We start from the raw sequence: 19,931 nt of genomic DNA, 5'->3' as shown, positions 1-19,931 counted from the left end.
TCCTTCGCTTTTAGGAAAGGTTATACAGATAGGTGTGGCATAAAGTTGCAAGGACGATGACTTGCATCTAGTTGTTGCTTGATGATCTTCGTCCACCCTGTGCGGCACGCACCTGTAGAGCCAGGCATTGCAAAGATAACAGTGTGGTTAGCGAAACCAGCAATCGCACGAGATTGAATGGTTGAAGTACCAATTTCTTCATAAGAAACCAAACGGAACAGCTCACCAAAGCCTTCTACTTCTTTATCGAATAGAGGCTTAAGTGCTTCTGGAGTGCTGTCACGTGAAGTGAAACCAGTACCACCAGTGATCATGATTGCTTGTACGTTTTCATCCGCAATCCACTGGGAAACGATCGCACGGATCTTGTACATATCGTCAATTACGATTTGCTTATCAACGACGTTATGACCTGCTTCCTTCGCGTGTTCAACTAGGTAACCACCAGAGGTGTCGTTTTCTTCAGTACGAGTGTCAGATACCGTTAGAACGGCAATGTTTGCAGGTTGAAATTTGCTTTCAGCGTGACCCATTTGTTCACCTATTCTTTAATTTGCTTTTTGATACGCAAGGTATCGATTCTGGAAAAATCATCAGAAGCCACGTCGGCTCCTGATGTGAAATCTGATTGGAGTTAACCGCCGATAGATGCAAGATGCGGCGTCATACCAGTGTTGCCATCGTGCAAGAAGTGACTTACGGATTTCGTTTGCAACTGTGCCTGAATACGTTCAATCAATTCGCTTTCTTGCTCGTCGCGCTCTAACAGGTCACGTAACTCCACGCCATGTTCACCGAACAGACAAAGATGCAGTTTACCCATAGCCGAGACACGAAGTCGGTTACAGCTCTCACAGAAGTCTTTTTCATAAGGCATGATAAGACCAATTTCACCCTTGTAATCAGGATGAACGAAAACCTGAGCAGGTCCATCATTATGAGAACGGACTTTCAGTAACCAACCGTTGGCGATTAATTGATTTCGGATCGCAACACCAGAAACATGGTGCTTAGCAAACAACTCATCCATTTCTCCTGTTTGCATTAACTCAATAAAACGCAATTGGATTGGACGGTCTTTAATCCAGTTAAGAAAAGCAGGCAACTCACTGTGGTTGAGGTCTTTCATCAGCACCACGTTAACTTTGACTTGCTCATAACCCACTTCAAATGCGCGCTCGATACCATTCATCACCTCAGTGAACTTATTTTCACCAGTAATTTGATGGAACATGCGGGGGTCAAGGCTATCCACACTAACATTAATATTAGTCAGCCCAGCTTCACGCCAATCAGCAACCTGTTTCGCCATGCGGTAGCCATTAGTCGTTGTAGCGACTTTTTTGATGCCAGGCGTCGTTGCGACAGAATGGATAATGTCAGTAAAGTCTTTGCGTAAACTCGGCTCACCACCTGTGATGCGGACCTTTGAGGTACCACAATCTGCAAACGCTCTTACGACACGCTTGATCTCAGGGAGAGATAAAAAAGACGAGTTTTTATTGCCCGATGGCTTGTAGCCGTCAGGAAGGCAATAGGTACATTTGAAATTACATACGTCAGTCACAGACAGACGCAAGTAATAGAACTTACGATGAAATTTGTCTTCGAATTGTTGCGCCACGGAACACCTTTCCAAACACGGGAGGCATAATCATTTCCAATTATGCCCTTGTGACAGAATGTCACTGGCTCAAAACGCCTATCCTTAGACTTAGCATAGTGAGCTCGGAGTTATGGCAACCAGAGGAGGTAAACCCCTGATAGCTTTGCCGTGTAAAATACTTAATATTTGTAATGGAATCCAGACTTGAGTGATAAAAAACTCTCTAGAAACACAATTTACCGCTTAGTGAGTACCCCTTTGGCACTCATTAAGTTAAATTGTAGTCGTTTTTTACAAGATTATTAGAAGAACGTAATGAATATCTACACCGATAAGAAAGTGGTCGCAGTTGGTGGTGGTCACGGTCTAGGCCGTATGTTGGCAGCATTAAAAGATTTTGGCAGCAATGCAACTGGCATTGTTGCAACAACCGACAATGGCGGTTCAACCGGTCGTATTCGCCATTGCCAAGGTGGTATTGCATGGGGTGATACGCGTAACTGTATCAACCAGTTGATCACTGAACCATCAATCAGTTCCATGATGTTCGAATATCGCTTCAAAGGTACTGGCGAACTCGACGGACATAACCTAGGTAACCTAATGCTGACCGCTCTGGATAACCTATCGGTACGCCCATTAGAAGCGATTAACCTTATTCGCAATATGTTGAAAGTCGACGTCAACATTCTGCCTATGTCTGAGCACCCTTCCGATCTCACCGCATTATCGGTCGATGGGCAATGGGTTACGGGCGAAACCAACGTCGATGAGATGGATACCGATTTGCGTCGTCTCGATTTATCACCAGAAGTTCCCGCAACCAAAGAAGCTGTGACAGCGCTTGCTGAAGCTGACGCCATCATTCTTGGTCCCGGAAGTTTCTTAACAAGCATTATGCCGCCACTGCTCCTACCTGAATTGGGTAAAGCTATTGCCGCAAATCAAACTGCAAAAGTGATTTTTGTCGCCAACTTGAGTCCAGAGTATGGTCCTGCTGGGCGTATGACAATGAAGCAAAAACTCGAGTGGTGCGAGCGTGCTTGCCAAGGAAGAAAGATTGATGTCGTATTGGCAGAAGAAACAGAGCCAGAGGTGCTTGAGAACTGGAATGTGGTCACCGAGTCGTTAGCTTCTACTAATCGCGATTGGCGTCATGATCGAGACAAGCTCAAACTTGCGATTGAAAACCAGTTGCCGTCGAACTAGAAAGTTCGCATCGAGAAAACGACTCCAGCTAGAGCCATTTGGTCGAATGAAAAAGCCCTTCCACACCGGAAGGGCTTTATGTTTTAGTGCTCATTGAATAGCGTCAACAAAGCGCTAGTTTGTCCAAGAGCGATAGGCATCGCGTGTGACATCAAGCAAAGCGAGCATCTCTGTGGCATCCTCACCCTGCTCGGCTAACTGATTCGACTTCGCTTTTCGGTCGATCGCAATAGCCAAATCACACAGTCGATCTGCACCAAAGCTTGCGGCACTGCTTTTGAGTGCGTGGCTGATCTCTTTCAAATAGATCAATTGCTCATTGCCTTTAAGATCAGATAATCGGGTTATATAGGTGTCCATTTCCCCTAAAAAAATATCAAGCAAAACGGGCACATTATCACTGCCTATCTCAGCAGACAGCTCTTCAATCTTTTGCTGATTTAATACGTTCATACTCATACGTTTTGTTTTTCGTCCCTGCTATTCCAAGCTTGCAACTTGCGATAAATCGTCGATGGGCTGACATCTAAGTAGCCCGCAGCGCGTGGAATATTGCCATCACACGCTTGAATCGCCTGCTCGATGGCCATTTTCTCAGTCATCCAAAGCGGCATAATGTCTGACACCGTCAAAATGTCAGGTTCAATAAATTTTGATGCCGATTGACGAACCACTGGCTGGTTCAACGGCGGTGGCAGCATGTCTAACGTAATCTCTTTGCCGTTGTTCAATACCACAATGTTGCGCAGTACGTTTTGCAACTGACGAACGTTACCCGGCCATTCATAACTATTGAACCTATCAATCACCTCTTGCGAGAAGCGGATGAAGCTTTTGCCTTCTTCGTGAGACATATAACCAAGCAACGAATAAGCAATCTCAATTACATCTTCGCCACGCTCACGCAGCGGTGGAAGGTGCAATGGGATCACGTACAAACGATAGTACAAGTCTTCACGAAAACGCCCTTCTTGCACTTCCTTCCAAGGGTCGCGGTTCGTTGCGCAAACAAAACGTACGTCCACACTCTTCATCTTCGAAGAACCGACTTTTTGGAACGTCCCCGTTTGAATGAATCTTAGTAACTTTGTCTGGAGGTCTAGGTCCATCTCACAAAGCTCATCAAGAAACAAAGTGCCACCGTCAGCAAGCTCAGCCGCACCTTGTCGGTCATTTGCCGCGCCAGTAAACGCACCTTTTACGTGACCAAATAGCTCGCTCTCAATCAGATCTTTAGGGATGGCAGCACAGTTAATGGCGATAAACGGCTTATCACCACGTTTGCTTGCTGCGTGAATTGCCTCGGCACACACCTCTTTACCAGTACCACTTTCACCCGTGATGAAAATACTTGCTTTACTGCTCGCCGCCGAGTCAATAGTGCGGTAAACCTGCTGCATGGTTTGGCTACTGCCGATAAAGCCTTGGTAATTTTGGTTGCCCGGATTATCCGCTTCATTTTTAAGCTTGGTAGCTTTACGGATCGCATTATTTACCGTGACGCGTAAACGGTCAGCTTCACATGGTTTAATTAAGAAATCTTGAGAACCATGACGCATTGCTTCTACCGCAGTATCGATAGAGCCATGGGCAGTCATAAAGATAATTGGCACGTCTGGGTGACTTTTCTTCACTGCGTGCAATACATCCATCCCCGTCATATCAGGTAGACGAAGATCGAGCAGAATAAGATCAGGAATACGGTGGTTCAGACTTTCGATTGCGTCTCTGCCTGTACCAACAATATTGATATCGATGCCGAGTGGCGTTAGGTAAGAACGGTACAATGCCGCGACAGATGCGGTGTCTTCTACCATTAGTAGATAACGAGACTTTTGACCTTCTGTTATTTGTTGCATAGCCTAGCCGATTTTTTGTTGTGTTTTAAATAATAATCGCATTACGCTTTGCATTTTGCAAATAATCATTCGTAAGATTGTGGGTATTCTAAATAAACTAAACCGAATATCAACAGGTTAAATTATGGCACAAACCATGCTCTTAAACTAATGACCCCTCGGGTCACCTAGCCAACTGACGTTGTTAGTGAACGATATGTTCACAAAACGAGCCAATAGATCCGACTGCCTATTGGCTTCTTTTTTGTCTGTTGAGTAAGGGGAAAGAAAGTGCCCAAGCGATTTATGTAAACACAAACACTTAGGCATGGAATGAAGCAATCAATCAACTGTTAGCGATGAACTGCTCGCGTAACTTCTCAATCTCGTCACGCTTTTGCGCTGCTAATTCAAATTCCAGATCTTGAGCATGTTGGTACATCGCCGCTTCTAGACGACTGATCTCTTTCTCCAACTGCTGTGGAGACATAATTTCGTAGGTTTGCGAAGGCTCTGCCACTTTCGATAACGGAACTTGCTTAGTGTTCCGTTGACGTTTGGACTTAGTGATATCCCCCAGCTCCATAATGTCTTTGATATTGCGCTTCAAGGCTTGAGGTTCAATGCCCATCTCTGCGTTATATGCTTTTTGCTTCTCACGGCGACGGTCCGTTTCGTCCATTGCTTTCTTCATCGATTTAGTGATCGAATCTGCGTAAAGAATCGCTTTACCTTTGATGTTACGAGCTGCACGCCCAATGGTCTGAATCAATGAACGCTCTGAACGCAAGAAGCCTTCTTTATCTGCATCCAAGATCGCCACCAGCGATACTTCGGGCATATCGAGACCTTCTCGCAACAAGTTGATCCCTACCAACACGTCGAACTCACCTAAACGAAGGTCGCGAATAATTTCTACACGCTCAACGGTGTCGATATCTGAGTGAAGGTATCGAACTTTCACATCGTGCTCGTGAAGGTATTCGGTCAAGTCTTCTGCCATACGTTTGGTTAACGTTGTCACCAGAACACGCTCATCTTTCGCCGCTCGAATACGAATTTCAGACAACAAGTCATCAACTTGAGTCGATACCGGACGTACTTCCAATTCCGGATCGAGCAGACCCGTTGGGCGTACAACCTGATCAGCAATCTCATCGGCTGATTTTTCCAGCTCGTAGTTACCTGGTGTCGCTGATACAAATATCGTCTGTGGAGAAATCGCCTCAAATTCTTCAAACTTCATCGGACGGTTATCCAATGCTGAAGGTAAACGGAAGCCAAACTCCACCAACGTCTCTTTACGCGAACGGTCACCTTTATACATCGCACCAATTTGTGGAACCGTAACGTGCGATTCGTCGATGATCAGTAAACCATCATGAGGTAAGTAATCGAATAATGTTGGGGGCGGCTCACCCTCCGCTCGACCACTTAAGTAACGGGAGTAGTTTTCGATACCTGAACAGAAGCCTAGCTCGTTCATCATCTCAATATCGAACTGAGTTCGTTGGCTGATGCGTTGCTCTTCTAGAAGCTTGTTGTTATCTAGCAACTGCTTCTTGCGAACTTCAAGCTCATCTTTGATGCTTTCAATCGCATCAAGGATACGCTCACGCGGAGTCACATAGTGAGTCTTTGGATAGATGGTATAACGTGGTAAGTCACGCTGTTTCACCACTCCAGTCAGAGGGTCGAATACGCTAATGCAATCCACTTCATCATCAAACATTTCGACACGGACCGCATCTTGGTCTGATTCTGCCGGAAAGATATCAATCACTTCACCACGAACGCGGAACTGACCGCGTTCGAATGCAACGTCATTGCGAGAATATTGCAACTCTGCAAGACGGCGCAGCATATCACGCTGATCAATCACATCTCCTCGGCGCAGGTGCAACATCATTTGCAGATACGATTCCGGATCACCCAAACCATAAATAGCCGATACCGACGCTACGATGATCGCATCTTTGCGTTCTAGTAAGGCTTTAGTGGCCGATAAACGCATTTGCTCAATATGAGCGTTAACTGAAGCATCCTTTTCAATAAAGGTGTCCGTCGTTGGAACGTATGCTTCGGGTTGGTAGTAATCATAGTAAGAGACGAAGTACTCTACGGCATTATTTGGGAAGAAGGCTTTCATCTCACCATACAGCTGAGCTGCCAGCGTTTTGTTTGGTGCAAGGAGGATGGCAGGACGCTGCGCTTGCGCAATCACATTTGCCAACGTGAATGTTTTACCTGAGCCAGTTACACCCAATAGCGTCTGATGAGCAAGACCTGCGTCTAACCCTTCCAATAACTGTTTGATAGCGGTTGGCTGATCACCGGATGGTTGATACTCAGAGACCAGTTCATAAACTTTACTCATACCCTTCCTCAAATTTACTGCACTTTGGCTGTATATATATACACCTTATTAGATGAAATCTACGTCTATTTTAGATTTATAGCTCATTGTTACTAATTTTTGTGCTTTCTCTATTTTTATCTAGCCTTAGTCTGGTGACTCTGTTATAGTCTTTCGCCCTACTTGGTTATACTCCCCAAATCATCACAATTTAATTTCCACAACTTTTCCCCAGAAAGACCTAATATTATCCTTTATCCCCAAAAGGCTAAATTTTATCCACTTTAACTAATTCTGCGTCAATCTAAATAAATCACTGTTTTATTTGCTTATTCAGTGCCTATTTCTGCTTAAAAATTCAAAACAAAACAACGCTGTTGCATATAAAAGATCTTTACTCAGATCTCATCAACATAGTTATCCACAAATTTGGTGGATAAGTAACTCCAGCCCTTTGCTGGCAAGGATTACAAGAAAGTAAAGATAAAATTCCATTATTTTTTACTAGAAATGTGTTTTTTAGGTGTTGACAGAAATATAGGTGCTCGGTAAGATTCGACCCGCTTTCAAGCAAAGCAATTCCTCCTTAGCTCAGTCGGTAGAGCGACGGACTGTTAATCCGCAGGTCGCTGGTTCGAATCCAGCAGGAGGAGCCAAATTCCAGACAAAGCCGTGTCGAAAGACGCGGCTTTTTCGTATCTGCTCCTCTAGAATCTCAGCACAAATAAGCTTAGTAAATACAGTTACACAATCTCTTCATACACACCGCTTCTTCCTAATTCGAATGACGGCAAATCTGCTCATTACTCTGTTTTACTTTTAATTCGCCGATAAATTCACGATACCAAGCATTAAATGTGTGGTTCCAAAAGCAAAAGTCAACCATAAACCTATGATTTAAATATTAATGCATTTTAATCATTTAAAAAATGAAAAGCATTCATTTTACTCATAGATAGTAAGTCCATACGATTGAAAGGGTTAAGAATGGTTCCGTCCTACTCGTCGCCTCCATTCTATTTATCAATAACTTAGGGATTTACTAATGACTATTCCGACGACTGATATGCTTGACGCATGGACTGGATTCGCTGCTGGTGAATGGCAAAATGCTGTCAACACTCGTGACTTCATCCAAAAAAACTACACCCCTTATGAAGGAGACGAGTCCTTCTTAGCTGAGGTAAGTGAATCTACGTCAGCATTGTGGAACCAAGTGCTTGAAGGTATTAAACAAGAAAGCCGCACACACGCGCCTGTTGATTTCGATACCGCTCTGCCATCAACAATTACTTCTCACGATGCGGGTTACATCAACAAAGATTTAGAAAAGATCGTTGGCTTACAAACCGAACAGCCACTCAAACGTGCCATTATCGCCAATGGCGGCATTCGTATGGTGAAAAACTCGTGCGAAGTGTACGGTCGAGAGCTAGACCCAACCGTAGAAAAGATCTTCACCGAATACCGCAAAACTCACAACAAAGCGTGTTTCGATCTGTACACCAAAGAGATCCTAGCGTGTCGTAAATCAGGCATCATTACTGGTCTTCCAGATGCCTATGGCCGTGGTCGTATCATTGGTGACTACCGTCGTATCGCCCTTTACGGTATCGACTTCTTAAAAGCAGATAAAAAAGAGCAATACAACTCGACACAAACTTTCCTAGAGCGCGGTGGCGATCTTGAGAAAACACTTCGTCTACGTGAAGAAATTGCAGACCAAGTTCAAGCGCTTGAAGACATTCGTCAAATGGGTTGGAAATACGGCATTGATATGTCGCTACCTGCAAAAACAGCGCAAGAAGCGATTCAATTTACCTACTTTGGTTACTTGGCGGCAGTTAAATCACAAAATGGCGCAGCAATGTCATTAGGTCGTACATCGACTTTCCTAGACGTGTACCTAGAGCGTGATATCGCAAATGGCTTGATTGATGAATCACAAGCGCAAGAGATGATCGACCACTTCATCATGAAACTGCGCATGGTTCGCTTCCTTCGTACACCAGAATACGATTCATTGTTCTCTGGCGACCCAATCTGGGCAACAGAAGCGATGGCAGGTATGGGGGTTGATGGCCGTACGCTCGTATCTAAAACGACATTCCGATACTTACATACCCTACATACTATGGGTCCTGCTCCTGAACCAAACATGACGATTCTTTGGTCAGAGCAATTGCCAGAAGCGTTCAAGCAATATGCTGCAAAAGTGTCGATTGATACCTCTTCTGTTCAATACGAAAACGACGATCTAATGCGTCCTGATTTCGACAATGATGACTACGCGATTGCATGTTGTGTGAGCCCACAGATTGTCGGTCAGCACATGCAGTTCTTTGGTGCACGTGCCAACCTTGCAAAAGCACTGCTTTACACAATCAACGGCGGCATAGACGAGAAATCTAAAGCGCAAGTAGGTCCATCTGTAGAAAAAGTTCAAGATGAAATTCTCAACTTTGACGCACTAATGCCGCGCTTCGATAACATGTTGGAATGGTTAGCGACTCAATATGTCACTGCGTTGAACATCATCCATTACTCGCATGACCGTTACAGCTACGAAGCGTCATTAATGGCACTGATGGATCGTGACGTACATCGAACCATGGCGTGTGGTATTGCGGGTCTATCTGTGGTGGCAGACTCTTTAGCTGCAATCAAATTCGCAACAGTGAAACCGATTCGCGACGAGAATGGCATCGCCGTTGATTTTGAAATCGAAGGCGACTACCCGAAATTCGGTAACAATGATCCACGCGTTGATGACATCGCTTGTGATCTAGTAGAGCGCTTCATGAAAAAAATTCAGAAGATGCACACTTATCGTGAAGCTGTGCCAACTCAGTCGATCCTAACCATCACATCTAACGTGGTTTACGGCAAAAAAACGGGTAACACGCCAGATGGTCGCCGCGCAGGTATGCCGTTTGGTCCAGGTGCAAACCCAATGCATGGTCGTGATGAAAAAGGAGCGGTTGCTTCGTTAGCTTCGGTTTCCAAACTGCCGTTTGCTTACGCGAAAGATGGCATTTCTTACACCTTCTCAATTGTACCCAATGCATTAGGTAAAGATGAGTCAAGCCAGAAGAAGAACCTTGCAGCACTAATGGATGGGTACTTCCATCATGAAGCAAGCAATGAGGCTATTGCGATTGAAGGTGGTCAGCATCTCAATGTTAATGTTCTCAACCGAGAGATGCTGTTAGATGCGGTTGAACATCCTGAAAAATACCCTCAATTGACGATTCGAGTGTCTGGTTACGCAGTGCGTTTTAACTCGCTAACAAGAGAGCAGCAACAAGACGTTATCAGCCGCACCTTTACAGAAAAACTGTAAGTCAATTTAGAAACGTTAACCTTAGCTCATCCCCCTAGCCCATTAGGGGTATGAGCATTTTCTATTTCGTTTTATCCAAGAAATGAAGAGTGAAGCCGCCAGCAAAGCGTGCGTTAAATCAGTAACAAAAATTGCGTTTTCCTTTGTTAACAACCATTCACCAAACTTTTCAATTTCTTATTAATCCATCCACTCACATCACATACACGTATAATTTTCCATCGGGTGCATAAAACCACACCGTTCTTTGGTTGTTATTGGTGTCACAAAACACGATAATATTGGGATCGGATTTTAAGAACGTAATAACTATGACCGAATATATTTTGTTGTTGGTCGGCACTGTGCTGGTGAACAACTTTGTACTGGTGAAGTTTTTGGGCTTGTGTCCTTTTATGGGCGTGTCTAAAAAACTGGAAACAGCAATTGGCATGGGCTTAGCTACAACTTTTGTACTAACGCTCGCGTCTGTGTGTGCATACTTAGTGGAAAGCTATGTTTTACGTCCACTGGGCATCGAATATCTACGAACCATGAGCTTTATTTTGGTGATCGCTGTTGTTGTACAGTTCACCGAAATGGTCGTGCACAAAACCAGCCCGACGCTTTATCGTCTGTTGGGTATCTTCCTACCATTGATTACAACGAACTGTGCTGTTTTGGGTGTTGCCCTGCTTAACATCAATGAAAACCACAACTTCATTGAATCGATCATTTACGGTTTTGGTGCGGCAGTTGGCTTCTCTTTGGTATTGATCCTATTTGCCTCAATGCGTGAACGTATTGCTGCAGCTGACGTACCTGTACCGTTTAAAGGTGCTTCGATTGCAATGATCACCGCAGGTCTTATGTCTCTTGCCTTCATGGGCTTTACTGGTTTGGTGAAGTAGACAATGAGTACTATTTTAATTGCGATCATTGCCCTTGCAGCGCTTGCCGCTGTATTTGGGGCCATACTCGGTTTTGCGTCGATTCGCTTCAAAGTAGAAGCCGACCCGATCGTCGATCAAATCGATTCTATTCTTCCTCAAACTCAGTGCGGTCAGTGTGGCTACCCAGGTTGTCGTCCATACGCAGAAGCGATTGCTAACGGCGATCAAATCAACAAGTGTCCCCCAGGTGGTCAAGCGACCATTGAAAAACTGGCGGATTTGATGGGTGTCGAAGCGGAAGAGTCGGCACACGACCTCGACAACAAAGTCAAAACCGTTGCTTTCATCCATGAAGACATGTGTATCGGTTGTACCAAGTGCATTCAAGCGTGTCCTGTCGATGCGATTGTTGGTGGTACTAAAGCCCTTCATACCGTTATCAAAGACGAGTGTACCGGTTGTGACTTGTGCGTTGCTCCTTGTCCAACTGACTGTATTGAAATGATTCCTGTGGAAACCACCACAGAGAGCTGGAAGTGGAAACTTAACGCCATTCCAGTGGTTAACATTACGGATGCTGCCAATGCAGCGAACGTGACTGATTCAATTAAATAAGGTTTCGTATGTTGTCTTTGATTGAACAAATTCGTACTGGTTCGCTATGGGATTTCCCAGGTGGCGTGCATCCGGCAGAAAACAAAAAGCAATCCAACAAAACTGAATTGGTTCATGCAGCCATTCCGTCGGAAATCGTCCTACCTCTAAAACAACACATAGGTAAAGCAGGTAATCTATTAATTGCTGTTGGCGACAAGGTGTTGAAAGGTCAGCAACTAACGGCGTCAGACAGTGGCTTTACCGTTCCTGTTCATGCACCAACTTCTGGGCAAGTGACGGCTATTGAACCACGAACCGTTGCTCACCCATCGGGGTTAAGTGAACTGTGCGCAGTGATTACGCCTGATGGTAACGATGCTTGGTGTGAGAAAACGCCAGTAGCCGATTACACCCAAGAATCCGCTGATGCACTAATCGACGTGATTCGCCTTGCAGGTATCTCCGGCATGGGTGGCGCAGGCTTCCCTACCGCTAAGAAGATCCAATCGGGTATCGCACGTACCGAAATTCTTATTGTCAACGCAGCCGAATGTGAGCCTTACATCACCGCCGATGACAAACTCATGCAAGAACATGCTGACGAATTGATCCAAGGGATCGAGATCGTCGAGCATATCCTTAAGCCAAAACTGACCATCATCGGTATTGAAGATAACAAGCCAGCAGCAATCAAAGCACTGGAGCAAGCGGCGATGAACAAAGACATCGTGATCCGCGTTATCCCAACCAAATACCCTTCTGGTGGTGAGAAGCAGCTCATCAAGATTTTGACCAACAAAGAAGTTCCTAGCGGTGCTATCCCTGCAGATATTGGCATCCTGGTTCAAAACGTTGGTTCTCTATACTCAATTAAACGTGCAGTGGTCGATGGCGAACCTGTAGTAAATCGCATCGTGACGCTAACAGGTAAAACCTTCAAACAACCACGTAACGTTTGGACACTTCTTGGTACGCCAGTACAAGCGCTTTTAGATGAGTTTGGCTATAAAGCAGATAAAAAACTGCAGCGTCTGATCATGGGTGGTCCAATGATGGGCTTTACCCTACCTCACGCTCAGGTTCCTATCACTAAAACGGCAAACTGTATTCTGGCACCGAAACGTCGTGAGATCGCCTCTGACCAACACGAAATGGAATGCATTCGTTGTAGCCAATGTGCTGAGGCATGCCCTGCCTCACTACTGCCACAGCAGCTCCAGTGGTATGCGAAAAGCCAAGAATACGACAAGCTCGAAGAGCTGAACTTAAAAGACTGTATTGAATGTGGTGCGTGTGCATTTGTGTGTCCAAGTGAGATTCCACTGGTTCAATATTATCGTCAAGCGAAAGCTGAAATCCGTACTCGCGCTCAAGAAGCGGCAGCCGCTGAACGAGCTAAACTGCGCTTTGAAGAGAAAAAAGCGCGTATGGAACGCGAAAAAGCAGAACGTGAGAATCGCTTCAAGAAAGCCGCGGATGATCGTCGTAAAGACATGAAAGCATCTGGTGGTGACGATGCGATTGCAGCAGCGATCGCTCGTGTGAAAGCGCAAAAAGAGAACGCTGAAGCGAAAGCCGAGCCAGCAGTGAAACCAGCGGTTGCTGCCGCGATTGCCAAAGCAAAAGCAAAACAAGCTGCAGCAGCTCAATCTGGCGCAGCAGAACCTGATAACTCAGAAATGGCGAAGCTACGCGAAGAGCGCAAACGTATTGCTCGTGAGCGTAAAGCACAAAAAGAGCAAGGTGACACATCTGAGGATAATGCTGACGATAAGAAGTCTGCAGTTGCAGCCGCTATTGCCCGTGCAAAAGCCAAGAAAGCTCAGCAAGAAGACACATCAACACCTGCTGAAGCTGGTGACAAGAAAGCAGCCGTCGCGGCAGCTATCGCCAGAGCTAAAGCGAAAAAAGCACAACAAGAGGATTCAACCGAACCTGTAGAATCAGAAACGTCTGAACAGCAAGGCGGTGATCCTAAGAAAGCTGCTGTAGCTGCTGCCATTGCTCGTGCAAAAGCGCGCAAAGCTCAGCAAGAAGAATCAACTGAATCTGTAGAAACGGAAGCACCTGCAGAACAAGCGGAAGATCCGAAGAAAGCCGCAGTTGCTGCAGCGATTGCTCGTGCAAAAGCGCGCAAAGCTAAGCAAGAAAACTCTACAGAACCTGTAGAAACGGAAGCTCCTGCTGAACAAGCTGAAGATCCGAAAAAAGCCGCTGTTACCGCAGCCATTGCTCGCGCTAAAGCACGCAAAGCTCAGCAAGAAGCACAAACAGAATCTGTTGAAGCGGAAGCGCCTGCAGAGCAAGTTGAAGATCCAAAGAAAGCCGCAGTTGCCGCTGCGATTGCTCGTGCTAAAGCACGTAAGGCTCAGCAAGAATCACAAGCTGAATCCATTGAAGAAGCGCCTTCTGTAGAGCCAAAAGTGGATCCAAAAAGCGCGCAAAGCTAAGCAAGAAAACTCTACAGAACCTGTAGAAACTGAAGCTCCTGCTGAATGCCGCTGCCATTGCCCGCGCTAAAGCACGTAAGGCTCAGCAAGAAGCACAATCTGAATCCGTTGAAGAAGCGCCTTCTGAAGAGCCAGAAGTGGATCCGAAGAAAGCTGCAGTTGCCGCTGCCATTGCCCGCGCTAAAGCACGTAAGGCTCAGCAAGAAGCGAATAAGAACAATACTGAGGAGAACGAGTAATGTCGTTTTTTATTGCCAGTTCACCACACGCTCACAGCCGTCGTAGTACGCCTGATTTGATGAAATGGGTAGCGCTGTGTGCAATTCCTGGCTTAGTGGCTCAAACCTACTTCTTTGGTTGGGGCACCATCATTCAACTTGTGTTCGCTATTGCGGTCGCGGTGTCGCTAGAAGCGCTAGTCATGCTTGTGCGTAAGCGTTCACCAATGCGTGCACTTCGTGATAACAGTGCCATCGTGACAGCATGGTTATTAGCCGTTGCTATCCCACCATGGTCTCCGTGGTGGATCATGGTCATCGGCTTGATTTTTGCCATCGTGATCGCGAAGCACCTATACGGTGGTATTGGTCAAAACCTATTTAACCCAGCGATGGTCGCCTACGTGGTGCTACTTATCTCCTTCCCTGTCCAGATGACAAGTTGGAGCGCACCTGTTTCATTGATGTCTGAGCACGTTAGTTTTGCAGACACGTTATCTCTGATCTTCACTGGTTATGATTTTGATGGCTTGTCACTACAACAAGTTCGCGCTGGAGTGGATGGCGTGACAATGGCAACCCCATTAGACGCATTTAAAACCGGTATCCACACTGGTGCGACACCAAGTGAAGTGCTATCACAAACTATGTTTGGTGGTCTTGCTGGTATCGGTTGGCAATGGGTAAACCTTGCTTACTTAGTCGGTGGACTGGTTATGATCAAAAAGCGCATCATCCAATGGTACATTCCTGTTGGCTTCATAGGCAGTTTGGCGCTGTTTAGCACAGTATTTAGCTTAATCACACCAGGAGAAACTGCTTCACCAATCTTCCACCTACTTTCGGGTGCTACGATGTTGGGCGCATTCTTTATCGCAACTGATCCTGTATCAGCATCCACTACCGTGAAAGGTCGTTTGATTTTTGGTGCGCTTATTGGTGCATTGGTATTTATTATTCGTAGTTGGGGCGGTTTCCCAGATGGCGTTGCCTTTGCCGTTCTGCTTGCCAATATGTGTGTACCGTTGATCGACTACTACACCAAACCAAGAACTTACGGTCACTGAGGTAAACATGTTAACCGCTATTAGAAAAAATGGTCTGACACTTGCGATCTTCGCTTGTGCTACAACCGGTCTTGTGGCACTGACTCAGTACCTAACAAAAGATCAAATTAAACTTCAGGAACAAAAGCAATTGCTGTCGGTTCTTAACCAAGTGATTCCGGAAGAAATGCATGACAACAATCTTGTTACCGCGTGTACGATGGTGTCAGCGCCCGATCTAGGTACGGCTCGAGCGATGCCAACTTATATCGCAACTAAAGATGGTCAACCAACGGCAATGGCGATTGAATCCATCGCTCCAGATGGCTACAACGGTGAAATCAAAATCATCACTGGCATCGATAACCAAGGCAAGATCCTTGGTACTCGTATCCTAAGCCATCAAGAAACACCGGGGTTGGGCGATAAAATCGATTTACGTGTTACCGACTGGATTTTGAGTTTCACGGGTAAACAAGTGACAGAAAGTAACTGGAATTCTTGGCGCGTTCGTAAAGATGGTGGCGATTTCGATCAGTTCACTGGTGCTACGATTACCCCTCGCGCAGTAGTGAAAGCGGTAAGAAACACGGTAAACTATGTTAATAAATCTCGTGATGAGATTCTGAACCAGCCCCTAGACTGCGCAGGAGGCAACCATGAGTGAAAATAAACTGCTAATGAAAAACGGCATGTGGAGTAATAACCCAGCCCTAGTGCAACTTCTGGGTTTGTGTCCTCTACTTGCGGTTTCTTCCACCATTACCAACGCGCTTGGTTTGGGTATTGCGACTTTGTTGGTGCTTGTCGGTTCGAACGTGACGGTTTCACTGATTCGTAACTACGTACCAAAAGAAATCCGTATTCCCGTTTTCGTTATGATCATTGCTTCTTTGGTAACTTGCGTTCAACTGCTCATGAATGCTTATGCCTACGGCTTGTATCTATCTCTTGGTATTTTCATTCCTCTGATCGTAACCAACTGTATTATCATTGGTCGTGCGGAAGCTTACGCATCTAAAAATGATCCACTGCCAGCAGCACTAGATGGTTTTTGGATGGGTCTGGGAATGACAACTGTACTGGTTGTACTTGGCGCAATGCGTGAACTTATCGGTAATGGCACCCTGTTTGATGGTGCAGACTTACTCCTTGGCGATTGGGCTGCAGCACTGCGCATTCAAGTATTCCACTTCGATAGCAGCTTCCTACTTGCATTATTACCACCAGGCGCTTTCATTGGGGTAGGACTTTTGATAGCGTTGAAAAATGTTATCGATAGCTCAATTCAGGCACGTCAGCCAAAAGAAGAAAAACCAGCCATTGAGCGTGCTCGCGTAACTAACGCATAATGTAAAAATTCTAAAATCAAGGCTCTACCACTCGTAGGGCCTTTTTCATAAACCGCAAAGACGGGTTTGGAAGTCAGCAATGAACAAAGTCAAAAGAATTGAAATTCTCGAACGATTAAGAGAAAACAATCCTAATCCTCAAACGGAGCTCAATTGGAGCACTCCGTTTGAACTCCTTATCGCCGTACTACTTTCTGCGCAAGCGACAGACGTAAGTGTGAACAAAGCAACAGATAAGCTCTACCCAGTTGCCAACACACCACAGGGCATTCTTGATTTGGGCGTTGATGGTTTAAAGGAATACATCAAAACCATCGGTCTGTTTAACTCAAAAGCCGAAAACACCATTAAGACTTGTAAGATCCTGCTCGAAAAACACAACGGTGAAGTGCCAGAAGATCGCGCAGCGCTTGAAGCGTTACCCGGTGTGGGTCGTAAAACAGCTAATGTTGTACTGAACACCGCATTCGGTTGGCCAACAATTGCGGTAGATACGCATATCTATCGTGTTTCGAACCGGACAAAGTTTGCGATGGGCAAAACTGTCGACGATGTGGAAGAAAAACTTCTTAAAGTGGTGCCAAAAGAGTTTAAGCTTGATGTACACCATTGGCTGATCCTTCATGGTCGCTACACCTGTGTTGCACGAAAGCCGCGTTGTGGTAGTTGTATCATCGAAGACCTGTGTGAATTCAAAGATAAAGTGTATCCAGACGAATAACCCTGTCTGAAACAATCGCTAGGAGCAAAAAAATGTCAAACGGTCGAATTCTTCACACCATGCTGCGCGTGGGTGACTTAGACAAATCTATCAAGTTCTACACTGAAGTAATGGGCATGCAATTGCTTCGTACCAATGAAAATAAAGAGTACGAATACACCCTTGCATTTCTTGGCTACGGAGATGAGTCTCAAGGTGCTGTCATTGAACTAACGTACAACTGGGGCACAACTGAGTATGACCTAGGCTCTGCATTTGGTCACATTGCGATCGGTGTAGACGATATTTACTCAACGTGTGACGCGATCAAAGCGGCAGGTGGGAACGTAACTCGTGAGCCGGGTCCAGTTAAAGGCGGTACAACCCACATCGCTTTTGTCAAAGACCCCGATGGTTACATGGTAGAACTGATTCAAAATAAACAAGCTTCGGCAGGTTTAGAAGGTTAATCCCTTTCTCTATTGAAACATATCATGTTGTTGCAGGCAGGTCTGAGACCTGCCTGTTGTTTATAAACAAATTGCTTTACTTGATAATGGTTATCGTTTAGATTTGTCAGCAACATCGATATGTGGGATAACGATAATGATCAGTGAATGGGAAAAACACACACTTCTAGCCGATACAGCACTTCAACTAGATGACCCTGTTCGCAGCATTCTTCATTACCAGCAAGCCCTTAGCCTGAGTGAAGATATTAGCGAATGCGTGGAAATAGAAGCCGATGAGAGACTATTGATTTCGGTGATTTCATGCCACAACCTAGCTCAGTTTTGGCGTTGGGCAGGTGATACAGAGTACGAGCTCAAATACCTTCAGTTAGCGTCTGAAAAAGTACTGACACTGATCCCTCAGTGTCCAAACAAAGATTGCGCAAGCTTTATTGATTCAATTGGATGCTGTACAAAAGCCTTGATTGACTTTATGAAACGCCATCCAAATCCAACGATTGCCAAACAAGTTGAGAAGATTGATACCGCGACGAATTGTGAGATTATCGCCAAGTTCCGACTCAACTAATTTTCGGCAATAAGCCAATACGATTAGCAATAGTATTCAAACAACGTCAAATAGCGACAAAAACGCCAGAGTTTATTCTCTGGCGTTTTTTATTGTGTCAAATGTCAGATTAAACCTGAGTTCGCCCAAGTGAAATCACTACGCGACGGTTTTTATCTTTGCCAATTGGTGAGCCATTGTCTGCGATCGGGCGACGCTTACCATAACCTTGGACCTGAATCCGATCACCAGATAAACCAAGAGACTCAAAGTAAGTACGCAGCGATTCAGCACGTCGCTCCGATAAGCTTTGACTTGCGCTCTTACCGTCAGTTGAATCGGTGTAAGTCGCCACCAGCACCAAATCAATATCTTGATTGTGACGCACATAATCTGCGATTTGCGATAAGCGTTTCTTCGATGCTTTGGTGAGCTGATCCCCTTGGCGTTCATAATGAAGGATCGTAAACGCAATATCCTCGAAGCTGTACTTCAACAAGTTAGAAATACAGTCACTAAACGCGTTGTATTTGTTCTGAAATAGTACCGATGACAACGCCACTTCAATACGCTGATCCCGACTCTGCCAATCTTGGTAGCTAAACGTTGGGTAACGTCCCTTTTCTAACTCAGAAAGAATGCCCCAAGCGGTTTGCCCACCAACATAACCATCAAACTGTTTGAAGAACTTGAGGTTAGTAATGCGATCAGCATGCTCGCCGGGACGCCATGGAGGAGGCATAGAAATCAAACTGACATTACGTGTTTCACCCATAGGTCGACGCATCTTCAGCTCAAAATCCAAGTTTATCTTTTTACTCGCACGAGACGAAAATACCGCATCACCAAACCCAGGGATAGGATGCACAAGCTGGCACTCCAATGGCGTATTTATCACCATCTCCCACTGTGATTGTTGCGGTGTGGCGACATAACGCTTGCCCATCGACGCAAAACTGTTTGCGCTAAGCAAAGACATCACGATACCACTGGTTACTAGCCATTTATTCATCTAGGTACATCTCTCAAACGGCAGTCTATTGCCGCTTACTTGAATCAATTGAAAACATGCAGAACAATGCAAAAATCCCGCCAACATGGGATTTACAAGTGGTTATAAGGAGTTAACGCTCACTTTGGCAAGTGCATATACCCAAGTAACATCGAGATGCTTGCTTCAACGAGAATGACTTGGGTATAAAATGGTAAATAACATCACGAGAATAACAGGTGACCAGCTCCCTTGTTTTTGGTTATAACCCTCACTGGTTAATGGGGAATAGAATTCTACATTTCTCCCAAATTGCGGTTTTTCTCATCGGTA

The 19,931-nt window shown here is 45.3% G+C and carries 16 protein-coding genes, 1 tRNA gene, 1 pseudogene and 1 riboswitch; of the genes and pseudogenes, 12 read left to right on the top strand and 6 right to left on the bottom strand.

Annotated elements, in window-relative coordinates; translation table 11 throughout:
- Positions 1-20 precede the first annotated feature (20 nt).
- Positions 21-533 carry a molybdenum cofactor biosynthesis protein B gene (moaB, locus tag AACR11_RS23215; RefSeq protein WP_005433210.1) on the bottom strand — a complete coding sequence of 171 codons (513 nt, stop codon included), beginning with the start codon at positions 531-533 and terminating at the stop codon, positions 21-23.
- Positions 534-634: 101 nt separating this feature from the next.
- Positions 635-1,624, bottom strand: coding sequence for a GTP 3',8-cyclase MoaA (gene moaA / locus AACR11_RS23210; RefSeq protein WP_005444703.1), 990 nt, complete (start codon positions 1,622-1,624; stop codon positions 635-637).
- A riboswitch (molybdenum cofactor riboswitch) is annotated at positions 1,613-1,746 on the bottom strand. Its footprint overlaps the gene before it by 12 nt.
- Positions 1,747-1,921: 175 nt before the next feature.
- On the opposite strand from moaA, the gene AACR11_RS23205 reads away from it, so the two are divergent.
- Complete coding sequence (locus tag AACR11_RS23205) at positions 1,922-2,815, top strand: YvcK family protein (RefSeq protein WP_005444701.1); 894 nt, start codon at positions 1,922-1,924, stop codon at positions 2,813-2,815.
- Between the two features lie 114 nt (positions 2,816-2,929).
- On the opposite strand, the gene luxU is transcribed toward AACR11_RS23205, so the two are convergent.
- The 3 genes from luxU to uvrB form a co-directional block, all read right to left on the bottom strand.
- Positions 2,930-3,274, bottom strand: coding sequence for a quorum-sensing phosphorelay protein LuxU (gene luxU, locus AACR11_RS23200; protein WP_005444699.1), 345 nt, complete (start codon positions 3,272-3,274; stop codon positions 2,930-2,932).
- Entirely contained in the window at positions 3,271-4,674 is a 1,404-nt protein-coding gene (luxO, locus tag AACR11_RS23195; protein ID WP_005444697.1) for a quorum-sensing sigma-54 dependent transcriptional regulator LuxO, read from the bottom strand. Before luxO ends, luxU begins: the two co-directional genes overlap by 4 nt.
- 325 nt (positions 4,675-4,999) lie before the next feature.
- Complete coding sequence (uvrB, locus tag AACR11_RS23190) at positions 5,000-7,030, bottom strand: excinuclease ABC subunit UvrB (RefSeq protein WP_005444695.1); 2,031 nt, start codon at positions 7,028-7,030, stop codon at positions 5,000-5,002.
- A 559-nt stretch (positions 7,031-7,589) separates the two neighbouring features.
- Between uvrB and AACR11_RS23185 the strand changes: the two genes are divergently transcribed.
- The 11 genes and pseudogenes from AACR11_RS23185 (at position 7,590) to AACR11_RS23135 (ending at position 18,628) form a co-directional block, all read left to right on the top strand.
- Positions 7,590-7,665, top strand: a tRNA-Asn gene (locus AACR11_RS23185).
- A gap of 389 nt (positions 7,666-8,054) precedes the next feature.
- Positions 8,055-10,352, top strand: coding sequence for a formate C-acetyltransferase (pflB, locus tag AACR11_RS23180; RefSeq protein ID WP_029790464.1), 2,298 nt, complete (start codon positions 8,055-8,057; stop codon positions 10,350-10,352).
- Positions 10,353-10,663: 311 nt separating this feature from the next.
- On the top strand, positions 10,664-11,242 hold the full coding sequence (gene rsxA / locus AACR11_RS23175) for an electron transport complex subunit RsxA (protein WP_005425202.1): 579 nt from the start codon (positions 10,664-10,666) through the stop codon (positions 11,240-11,242).
- A 3-nt stretch (positions 11,243-11,245) separates the two neighbouring features.
- Entirely contained in the window at positions 11,246-11,839 is a 594-nt protein-coding gene (rsxB, locus tag AACR11_RS23170) for an electron transport complex subunit RsxB (RefSeq protein WP_029790465.1), read from the top strand.
- Positions 11,840-11,847: 8 nt separating this feature from the next.
- Positions 11,848-14,510, top strand: a pseudogene (rsxC, locus tag AACR11_RS23165) (electron transport complex subunit RsxC).
- Positions 14,510-15,556 (top strand): electron transport complex subunit RsxD, encoded by a 1,047-nt coding sequence (rsxD, locus tag AACR11_RS23160; protein ID WP_029790467.1) that lies wholly within the window; start codon positions 14,510-14,512, stop codon positions 15,554-15,556. Before rsxC ends, rsxD begins: the two are co-directional and overlap by 1 nt.
- A gap of 7 nt (positions 15,557-15,563) precedes the next feature.
- A complete protein-coding gene (rsxG, locus tag AACR11_RS23155) occupies positions 15,564-16,202 on the top strand; it encodes an electron transport complex subunit RsxG (RefSeq protein WP_029790468.1) in 639 nt (212 codons plus the stop codon).
- A complete protein-coding gene (locus AACR11_RS23150; RefSeq protein WP_009698515.1) occupies positions 16,195-16,887 on the top strand; it encodes an electron transport complex subunit E in 693 nt (230 codons plus the stop codon). Before rsxG ends, AACR11_RS23150 begins: the two co-directional genes overlap by 8 nt.
- Positions 16,888-16,966: 79 nt before the next feature.
- On the top strand, positions 16,967-17,608 hold the full coding sequence (nth, locus tag AACR11_RS23145) for an endonuclease III (RefSeq protein WP_005444675.1): 642 nt from the start codon (positions 16,967-16,969) through the stop codon (positions 17,606-17,608).
- A gap of 32 nt (positions 17,609-17,640) precedes the next feature.
- The gene (gene gloA, locus AACR11_RS23140; RefSeq protein ID WP_009698517.1) at positions 17,641-18,057 is read left to right on the top strand and encodes a lactoylglutathione lyase; all 417 of its coding nucleotides are present in this window, start codon (positions 17,641-17,643) and stop codon (positions 18,055-18,057) included.
- Between the two features lie 136 nt (positions 18,058-18,193).
- Complete coding sequence (locus AACR11_RS23135) at positions 18,194-18,628, top strand: DUF2753 domain-containing protein (RefSeq protein ID WP_005444671.1); 435 nt, start codon at positions 18,194-18,196, stop codon at positions 18,626-18,628.
- Positions 18,629-18,737: 109 nt separating this feature from the next.
- Here the strand turns inward: AACR11_RS23135 and motY are convergent, their stop codons facing one another.
- The gene (motY, locus tag AACR11_RS23130; protein WP_005444670.1) at positions 18,738-19,619 is read right to left on the bottom strand and encodes a flagellar protein MotY; all 882 of its coding nucleotides are present in this window, start codon (positions 19,617-19,619) and stop codon (positions 18,738-18,740) included.
- Positions 19,620-19,931 lie beyond the last annotated feature (312 nt).

Origin of the sequence: Vibrio sp. L85 (genome assembly GCF_963871815.1) — a bacterium.
In the GTDB taxonomy this organism is placed as follows: Bacteria; Pseudomonadota; Gammaproteobacteria; order Enterobacterales; family Vibrionaceae; genus Vibrio; species Vibrio harveyi.
The sequence above is the reverse complement of the archived record's forward strand: the minus strand, read 5'-3'. Positions and strand labels throughout refer to the sequence as shown.